7 protein-coding genes are annotated in these 8,387 nt (G+C 41.9%); 1 reads left to right on the top strand and 6 read right to left on the bottom strand.

All coding sequences use genetic code 11. The features are described from left to right. Positions 1–392: 392 nt before the first annotated feature. The 6 genes from V7K48_RS30850 to V7K48_RS30825 all read right to left on the bottom strand — a co-directional run bounded on the left by V7K48_RS30850 (position 393) and on the right by V7K48_RS30825 (position 5,143). Entirely contained in the window at positions 393–521 is a 129-nt protein-coding gene (locus V7K48_RS30850; protein ID WP_335078491.1) for a hypothetical protein, read from the bottom strand. 101 nt (positions 522–622) lie between these two features. Beyond that, a complete protein-coding gene (locus V7K48_RS30845) occupies positions 623–1,663 on the bottom strand; it encodes an aspartate carbamoyltransferase catalytic subunit (protein ID WP_335078489.1) in 1,041 nt (346 codons plus the stop codon). Positions 1,664–2,127: 464 nt separating this feature from the next. Further along, positions 2,128–3,480, bottom strand: coding sequence for a magnesium transporter (mgtE, locus tag V7K48_RS30840; protein ID WP_335078487.1), 1,353 nt, complete (start codon positions 3,478–3,480; stop codon positions 2,128–2,130). 370 nt (positions 3,481–3,850) lie between these two features. Then, a complete protein-coding gene (locus tag V7K48_RS30835) occupies positions 3,851–4,219 on the bottom strand; it encodes a hypothetical protein (protein ID WP_335078485.1) in 369 nt (122 codons plus the stop codon). A gap of 101 nt (positions 4,220–4,320) precedes the next feature. Continuing rightward, positions 4,321–4,842 carry a hypothetical protein gene (locus V7K48_RS30830; protein WP_335078482.1) on the bottom strand — a complete coding sequence of 174 codons (522 nt, stop codon included), beginning with the start codon at positions 4,840–4,842 and terminating at the stop codon, positions 4,321–4,323. 142 nt (positions 4,843–4,984) lie between these two features. Next, positions 4,985–5,143: a hypothetical protein gene (locus tag V7K48_RS30825; protein ID WP_335078480.1), complete on the bottom strand. Its 159-nt coding sequence runs from the start codon at positions 5,141–5,143 to the stop codon at positions 4,985–4,987. Here V7K48_RS30825 and V7K48_RS30820 point away from each other — a divergent pair. Further along, the gene (locus tag V7K48_RS30820; protein WP_335078478.1) at positions 5,142–8,348 is read left to right on the top strand and encodes a glycoside hydrolase family 15 protein; all 3,207 of its coding nucleotides are present in this window, start codon (positions 5,142–5,144) and stop codon (positions 8,346–8,348) included. The genes V7K48_RS30825 and V7K48_RS30820 overlap by 2 nt on opposite strands. Positions 8,349–8,387 lie beyond the last annotated feature (39 nt).

Here is an 8,387-nt window from a genome sequence, read left to right as displayed (position 1 = left end):
TTTGTAACTCTACATCCATTGCCCTACTTACCTTTCAGGGTTTTTTCTGTTCATTCTTTTATTCAGAATACCCGGAAAGTGACAGAAGAGGGATAGGTATCAGGTAGTGACAAATGATAGAACTAGCCCTTTTAAGGTGACTTGTAAAATCTCTTTTTCTTTGAGCACTCTCTATGTATGAATTATTTTATGAGTTATTTATTTAACCGCAGAGGCACGTGTAAAGTCTGAGGATAGAAAACCTCTGTCGGCGCAGCCTGTCGCAGGCATCAGGCTTTCCAAGACAGAGAACAGAGAAAAAAGAGATTTACAGAGGAATTCATTTTCGAGAATTTATACTCACTTTCAAAGGGCTGGTCTTATGTTATACCCTTTATATCTAGCTTGTGTAGTCATGTCAAACCACTTTGCCCACGGTTGGTGTTGCTGATTGGGGTTGGCACAATAGCCGAATCTTGATGGTCATTGCCTGTCACCAAAACTGTGCTGAGTAAAAAAGTAAAATGACTAGGCTTAAGCATCAAATCAGTTCCGAGTAGCAAGTGCTTCGGCTAAGAGTGGGAAGATTCATAAGTACTACTTCTTACTCACCATTCAATTTAGAAGCTGACTGTTAAATTCTTTAAACCTTACCGCTTCCGATCAAATACAACAGCGCCATGCGAACGGCGACACCACTGGTAACTTGCGATTGAATAAGACTAAATTCCGGGTCATCCATCAAATCAGAACTAATTTCAACACCACGGTTGACTGGACCTGGATGCAAAACTTTGACGTTAGGTTTACAAAGTTGCAGCTTTGTGCGTGTAATGCCAAATAGCTGGTGATATTCTCGCAAACTTGGCAGCAAATGAGCCGTCATGCGTTCCTTTTGCAGGCGCAAAGTCATGACAAAATCGGCATTCTGTAAAGCTGGTTCTAGCTGCCAGTGGAGAAAAAGTTGGGGAGTGGAATGTGAGGAAGTTGAGGAGATTATAAACTCCTGACTCCCGCCTTCTGCCTCCTCCAAGATATACTCAGCAAATAACTTGGGTAAGAGGGTGGGTGGTGCTGCCAAATGCACTTCGGCACCACTGGCAATTAAACTCCAGATATTCGATCGCGCCACGCGAGAATGGAGAATATCCCCAACAATGGCAATTTTTTTACCCTTTAAAAGATTCAGTCGGGGATGATCTGGGTCAATTAGAGTACAAATGGTAAATAAATCTAGCAGTGCTTGGGAAGGATGCTCATGTTGACCATCACCAGCATTGAGGACACTAACTCGTACACCTAGACGATCCATTTCAGCCGCGATCGCATTCGGTACTCCTGCCTCTCGATGGCGGACTACCATAATATCAGTTCCCATGGCCAAATAGGTCTTGGCCGTGTCGAGAATTGTTTCTCCCTTAGTCATAGAGGAAGTGGCTGTGGCGAAGTTCAGCGTATCTGCACTTAAGCGTTTGGCAGCGATTTCAAAACTGCTACGAGTCCGAGTAGAGGGTTCAAAAAATAAATTCGCCACCACCTGTCCCTGCAAGGTTGGTACTTTCTTTGTCCGCCGTGATAGCACTTCTTGAAAACTGGCAGCAGTTTGCAAAACAGTATCATATTCAGCGGTAGTGAAATCAGCTAGGGAAAGAATGTGATGACGATTCCAGGTGGTAGTAGGCATAAATAGCAATCACTTTCCTGCATAGAGATCCGAGTGGTCGCGTCTCTACAGCTTTTTAATTTACATATGCAGAGGAAATAATACCACCTGTCTTCTATCAAATTAGATATCTATTGTTTTGTCATTAGTCATTTGTATTTACAAAGGACTAGTAAGCACGTGTAAATCCAGCTACCATCTCAATTAACCAGACAAGTTGCTTTGAGCAACTGGTTAAAGGTCAATACGCTTGGGTTAAGGCTAAAACTCTTTGTCAAAGTCAATTTTTTTAACGTAGACGCAAAGCGGTGAAGCAGCGCGGGAACAGGGGGTTTCCCCCATAAGCGACCGCCGTTGCAAAGAGAAGCAAGAAATCTTTAACTGAAGTGTATTGGGTTAAAGGTAGGCAAACTGACGCCACAGTGTACTACTGACTAATCACAGTTTTCACGAAAAAATACGCTATTGTAATGCACAATAGCTGATTAACTTGGTAAATGTAATACCTGCAAAGCAAAGGAAATCAGGGTAAGGAACGTTAAAAACCCAATTGTATCTAGCATTGTAGTCACCAACGGCCCACTAACTAGGGCAGGGTCAAGCTTCAGTCGTTTCAAACCCATTGGCAGTAAAGTGCCGAGTGTAACAGCCACAATTGTATTAGTTGCCATTACCATTCCGGCAATTAAAGCCACCCATCGCTCTTGGGGTCGCGCCCAAATTAAAGAAAGCAGGATCATTGTCGTGGCTAAAACCAGAGCTGTGGCTAAACCTGCTAAAAGTTCTTTGCGGAGAATTTTCAGAGTATCTTTGGGTGTTACCTCGCCCACTCCCAAGCCGCGGATTGTCACTGTTAATGATTGAATACCAACAGTACCACCAGTGTTAGAAAAAATTGGCATGATTACTGCTAAAACTGGCACTGCGGCAATTACAGATTGGAAAGGCGCGATCGCACTAGCTGCACCAATATACAGGGCCATGATGCCCAACAGCCAAGGCAAGCGGTTGCGGATGGTTAGTAGGGGAGAAGACAAAGCAGCTTCATCACCACTCACACCCCCCAGTTTTTGAATATCTTCTGTAGCTTCCTCTTCCAAAATATCCATCACATCATCAATGGTGATAATGCCGACCAATCGGTCTTCTCGGTCAACTACGGGGATAGCGATTAGGTCATAGCGCTGCATGATTCGCGCCACTTCTTCTTGAGGGGTTTCAGTTCTCACCTTAATGACGCGATCGCTAGCAATATCTCGGATGAAAACATCGGGAAAGGTAAACAATAACTGACGCAGTGAAACTACTCTCACCAGCGTCCGGTTGTCATCTGTGACATAGGCATAGTAAATTGTCTCCTTGTCTTCGTCCTGACGGCGGATTTTGCTCAGGGCTTCGCCTACAGTCAATCCTTCCCTCAACCGGACATATTCGGTTGTCATCACCCGCCCAGCAGTACCTTCTGGATAGCCGAGAATCGTTGCTGTTGCTTGTCTTTGTTCTGGACTCAGTTCTTGTAATAGCCGTTTGATTACCCCAGCAGGTAGTTCATCAAACAATTCTGCCCGTTCGTCGGGACTCATCGCTTCTACAAGTTGCACTACCTGCACATCATGCAGAGAATTAATTAGTTCTTGCTGCACCTCTGTGGGCAGATATTCAAATACATCAATTGCCTGAGCTTTGTTGAGTAAACGGAAGGCGATCGCCCGTTGTTTTTCAGGCAATTGTGTAATGTATTCTCCCACATCCACAGGTTGCAAGCGATTTAAATCCCATTTCAACTGATTTAAATCGGTAGTATCAGTCAGCAAATCACGAATATCTTCTGTGAGCATGATAATCTCCTAAGTCTCCCCCGCGCTGGGAGACTTCCTCGCCAGCTCAGAGGAGGTTGATACTGCCATCTTGTGGACTATGGTCCATAAAATTTCAACAATTCAATATCGATATCTAAATCAAGGCATCGCTAGGGATCATCCTAACCCGGAATAGCCCTCTCCGGTAAATACTGAATGATAATATTCAGTATCTGTGATATTCCTTACTAACTTAATTGCCCTGAGTTTCAGGTAATTTCCGTGTAACTTAAAGTAGATTTTACTACTGCTACAACCTATGTGTCTTGCCAATCAACGAATTTAATCGCCAACTTTATCGGGTTAAAATATTTACAACATTACAGGTAGTATTTGGTGTCAAGCAAGTTCATGCGTAGTCACCTGGACGACGAAGAATCAGAAAGGGGTTAGCAGGTTTTACTTCATAGTCGCGGTAATCTGTTTGAGCTTTGGCATAGGCGTAGCTCGCCGAAGGCATCGCTTCCGATGCAATCCACTCAGGATGGTTATCTTGCCACAGAGGATGGCGTAAAATCAGGATTGTCTGACGCTTCTGATTTTGGTGTACATAGCCAGTGAGGGTTCTGAACTGAGTTGGTAAGCCGTAACCAAGGCGTTGAAGGGTAGCGGCAATTGGTGCATTCATCCCTTGATATAGTTCACTCCAAGGATTTAGAATACTACCCCAAGGAGAGTAGTCTGGGTTTGCGTTGTGAAAGCCCGTTTTAGAGAACATAACTTAAATTATCGACTCAAGAGCCTTTACTTACTATTGAGTACAGGGAATAGCTTCTCCACAAAATTTCGATGAAATCTAAGTAATCTTCTAATTGAGACTCATCCCAGTATGTCAAAATATATCCCTAGCTTCTGGCAAATTTGCATAGAGTAATCGGTAAAATCTTGTCTAGTTGATATTCTGATTATATTCATAACATTATCAACAGATATATATCTATCTCCAGTAATAATACAGGATTTATCAACAATTTTTTCACCTGTTAATTTAGCATAGGTTAGTGCTAGTATAATCATCATAAATACTGATTTATATGGCATTTCTCCTGCTTCAAAATATGCCCAAAACCCTCCCTCTTCACCTAAAGTTTCAGATTCACCTGCGCTGAAAATACTAATAAATACTTCTGCATATTCTGCTATTTCTACTGTTATATCAATCTCGCTATCATATAAAATAAAATTATCTAAATATGTATCAAACAGTTCTTGACCATCAGATAGTACTTTCAATTTAGGTTGGACTGCTAAATTAATTTCAGTTAATACAGAATAGCTTTTTTCAATCAATGCCTTCAGAGACACAGGATTATTTACTTTAACGTTTAGTTCATTTGACATTATTTTGACTAATGTTGCCTCTTTTAAAGGGTTTTTGATCCTTCTTTAGAATTATCAAAAATCATGTGGAGATAAGTATAAATTATCACCCATGTGGATGAAAATTTGAAAAATATCATATTTTAGTTCGGAATCGCTAAAATTAAGTACCCGGAAACCTATTAACAGGAGATAATAATAAACTCACACCACCCTTAGCTGTTGTCCCATCAACCATTACAGAATAAGTTCTGGCTTTATCTAGGTAATTCACTTCACAGCCATAGGGTCGAATTTTGCAAGTAGTTCTGAACCAAATCATGAAAACATCTACCAAATTGCCAGCTCGTCTGGAGTATTACTACCAGCAAATCAAAACGATCATTCTGACTCGGCAGAATCCGATTACTGGTTTACTACCTGCGAGTACAGCGATTACAGCCCACGGCGATTATACTGATGCCTGGGTGCGAGACAACGTTTACAGCATTTTGGCAGTTTGGGGTTTAGGACTTGCATACCGTAAGATTGACAACGATGAGGGACGCACTTATGAGCTAGAACACAGTGTCATTAAACTGATGCGCGGGTTGCTCTTTGCGATGATGCGACAGGCTCATAAAGTAGAGACATTTAAACATACTCAGTCGCTATTAGATGGACTGCACGCCAAATACAATACTGCAACTGGCGACATTGTTGTTGGTGATGACCAATGGGGACATTTGCAACTGGATGCCACATCTATATTTTTACTAATGTTGGCACAGATGACCGCAGCCGGATTGCAAATAATTTATACGATTGATGAAGTGAATTTTGTCCAAAATTTGGTTTACTACATTGGACGAGCTTACCGTACACCAGATTATGGCATTTGGGAACGTGGTAATAAAATTAATCGTGGTAATGCTGAGTTAAATGCCAGTTCCGTAGGCATGGCAAAAGCTGCTTTAGAAGCTATCAACGGACTGGATTTGTTTGGTGTGCGTGGTAGTCAAGCATCGGTGATTCATGTGCTACCAGATGAAATCGCCCGCGCCCGGATTACTTTAGAATCTCTATTACCAAGGGAATCTGGTTCCAAAGAAATTGATGCAGCGCTGTTAAGTATTGTTAGTTATCCTGCCTTTGCTGTGGAAGATTTGCAGTTACGCGATCGCACTCTCAACGATATTATCAACAAACTCGCAGGTAAATATGGCTGCAAACGCTTTTTACGTGATGGACACCAAACCGTTTTAGAAGATAATCATCGCTTGCACTACGAACCGTGGGAACTCAAGCAATTTGAGCATATTGAATGCGAATGGCCGTTATTTTTCACTTATTTAATTCTAGATGGATTATTTCGCGACGAGCCAGAACAAGTTAAAAAATACCAAGAGCTTTTAGAATCATTACTCATAGAACAAGATGGTTTGCGTTTATTGCCAGAGCTTTATTATGTTCCAGGCGAAAATATAGAAGCAGAAAAATTAGCACCTCAAACGCAACCACGTTTACCTAATGAAAATATTCCCTTGGTATGGGCACAGAGTTTATATCTTCTCAGTCAAATGTTGAGTGAAGGTTTACTTGCGGTTGGTGATATCGATCCTTTAGGAAGACATTTGTGTGTAGGAAAACAGCGCGAGGCGTTGGTGCAAATTGCTTTATTAGCAGAAGATGAAGACTTACAGACAAAATTAGAAGTTCACGGAATTGAAGCACAAACCCCTACCCAAGTAGAACCAATTCAGGTGAGAAAAGCTGGAGAATTTTCAGCTATTTATACCCAAATTGGACGTAACGACAAACTTGGTTTAACTGGGCGTCCAGTCCGGCGGCTACGGAGTTTAACAACATCTAGATTTTTTCGGATTCGCGGTGAAACAATTGTATTTTTACCTTCTTTTTCAGACTCTCAACAGTTTTATTTAACCCTCGATTACCATTTTCTGCTGGATCAAATTAGAAGTGAACTGGCTTACATTCAAAAATATTGGAGTGATTTAGGGCGTCCGACTCTGACTTTAATGTTGACGCACACCATGTTAGAAATCGGTTCTGAAGCATTACTAGAACTGATGCAAGAACTGAAAGATGGTGTTTGTAACGGTGTACGGGTGAAATTAGGGCGGCTAAATCAGCTAATGCTGACAGCTGGAATCCAAAGAATTGATTTTCTCCCAAATGCGGAATTTTCGCGATCGCCAGTGAAAAATGCTGGACTACGTTGCTATTATCTAGCTGATCATCCTGAGAAAAACTGGCGTTTAGGACATACCCAAGAATTTCAAATGGAGTGTGAAACCAACTTGGGGTTATTACTTGATTATTTGCGCTCATCAGAGAATATCTACGAGCAAATTGAGTTATTGCAAACTTTAATTCGCTTGCAGGGAATAAAATTTGATACGGGGTATGGTGGCCCAGGATATCCTGTGACTGTAGCCGATTTACTCGATGAAGTTTACACCAAAGCTGGAGATTTAGGTATTTGGGCAGTGGTACGCCGAGCTGCGGGGTTACGGCAAATGGTTGATATTAGCCTATCAGATGCAGTAACGAGTATTTTGGTACGGGGTAAGCAAATTGCTGTGGGTAAAGCTTACAGTGAGGCGTCTCTGATCACTGTACCCATGTCCCACGATGAGATTGCTGATAAAATTAATCATTTTTGTCGTGAAGATATACGCGATCGCGTCCTAACTCAAGAGATTTTAATCTATCTTGGTATCTTAATTCGCTCAGAACCCGAACTATTTCAGGGACTATTGACGCTGAGAGTCGGCTATCTGATCTTATTGATAACCAGCGAACTAGCGCGAGAATTGCATGTCACTCAAGATGAAGCATACGATTACTTAATGCAACTTTCACCCTTTGAAGTGAAAATGCGCTTGCGTCAGGTATTAACTGGATATACTGGCATGAGTAACCTGTTGCGCCAGCAAGAATCACTGCACGTCAAGCAAAAAGAAAGTGATATCGCTTGGGTGGTTTTACCAGCAATTGAAGAAGAAATACAAGTTCCATCAGGTGGTTGGCGGCGGTTTCGCCAAGCCGAGGGTGCGACGGGGCGCGTACCAAAAGAATTTTTTAAGCAAGTTTGGCTATTAATGCGACATTGCAAGGGTCTAGTAGTTGGTGATAAACTAGAGCGCCGCAATCGTTTAGATAGTGAGATAATGTTGTCGGAAATGACAGCGGGGGAAAGAAATTTTGCTCTGTTAGTTGAGCATTTACTGAATAAAATCGAAGCTCCAGAATACCGCCAAGTTAATATTGAAGCATTAATAGAATTAGGAGCGATCGCAGCGAATAATCCTAAGCTGCAAATCGAAGAATATATCGTGTTGGATGTGTTAATTGGACATGCAGTGCGATTGGCGTGGCTAGAAAATCATAGTCAACGCAGCGATCGCTATGATGAAGATAAGGCGAGTGCGTGGCGATCGTTTTACAACACTTCTCCTAGAGATTGTGCTAGTTATATTTTGAAGGCATTCAGGTTTTTGACGGAATTTGTGAAAGATTTTTAAAAAAAATATCCCCCACCTCAGATTCCAAAAGCAGGGGTT

The organism is Nostoc sp. (assembly GCF_036919615.1).
In the GTDB taxonomy this organism is placed as follows: domain Bacteria; phylum Cyanobacteriota; class Cyanobacteriia; order Cyanobacteriales; family Nostocaceae; genus Nostoc.
The sequence above is the reverse complement of the archived record's forward strand: the minus strand, read 5'-3'. Positions and strand labels throughout refer to the sequence as shown.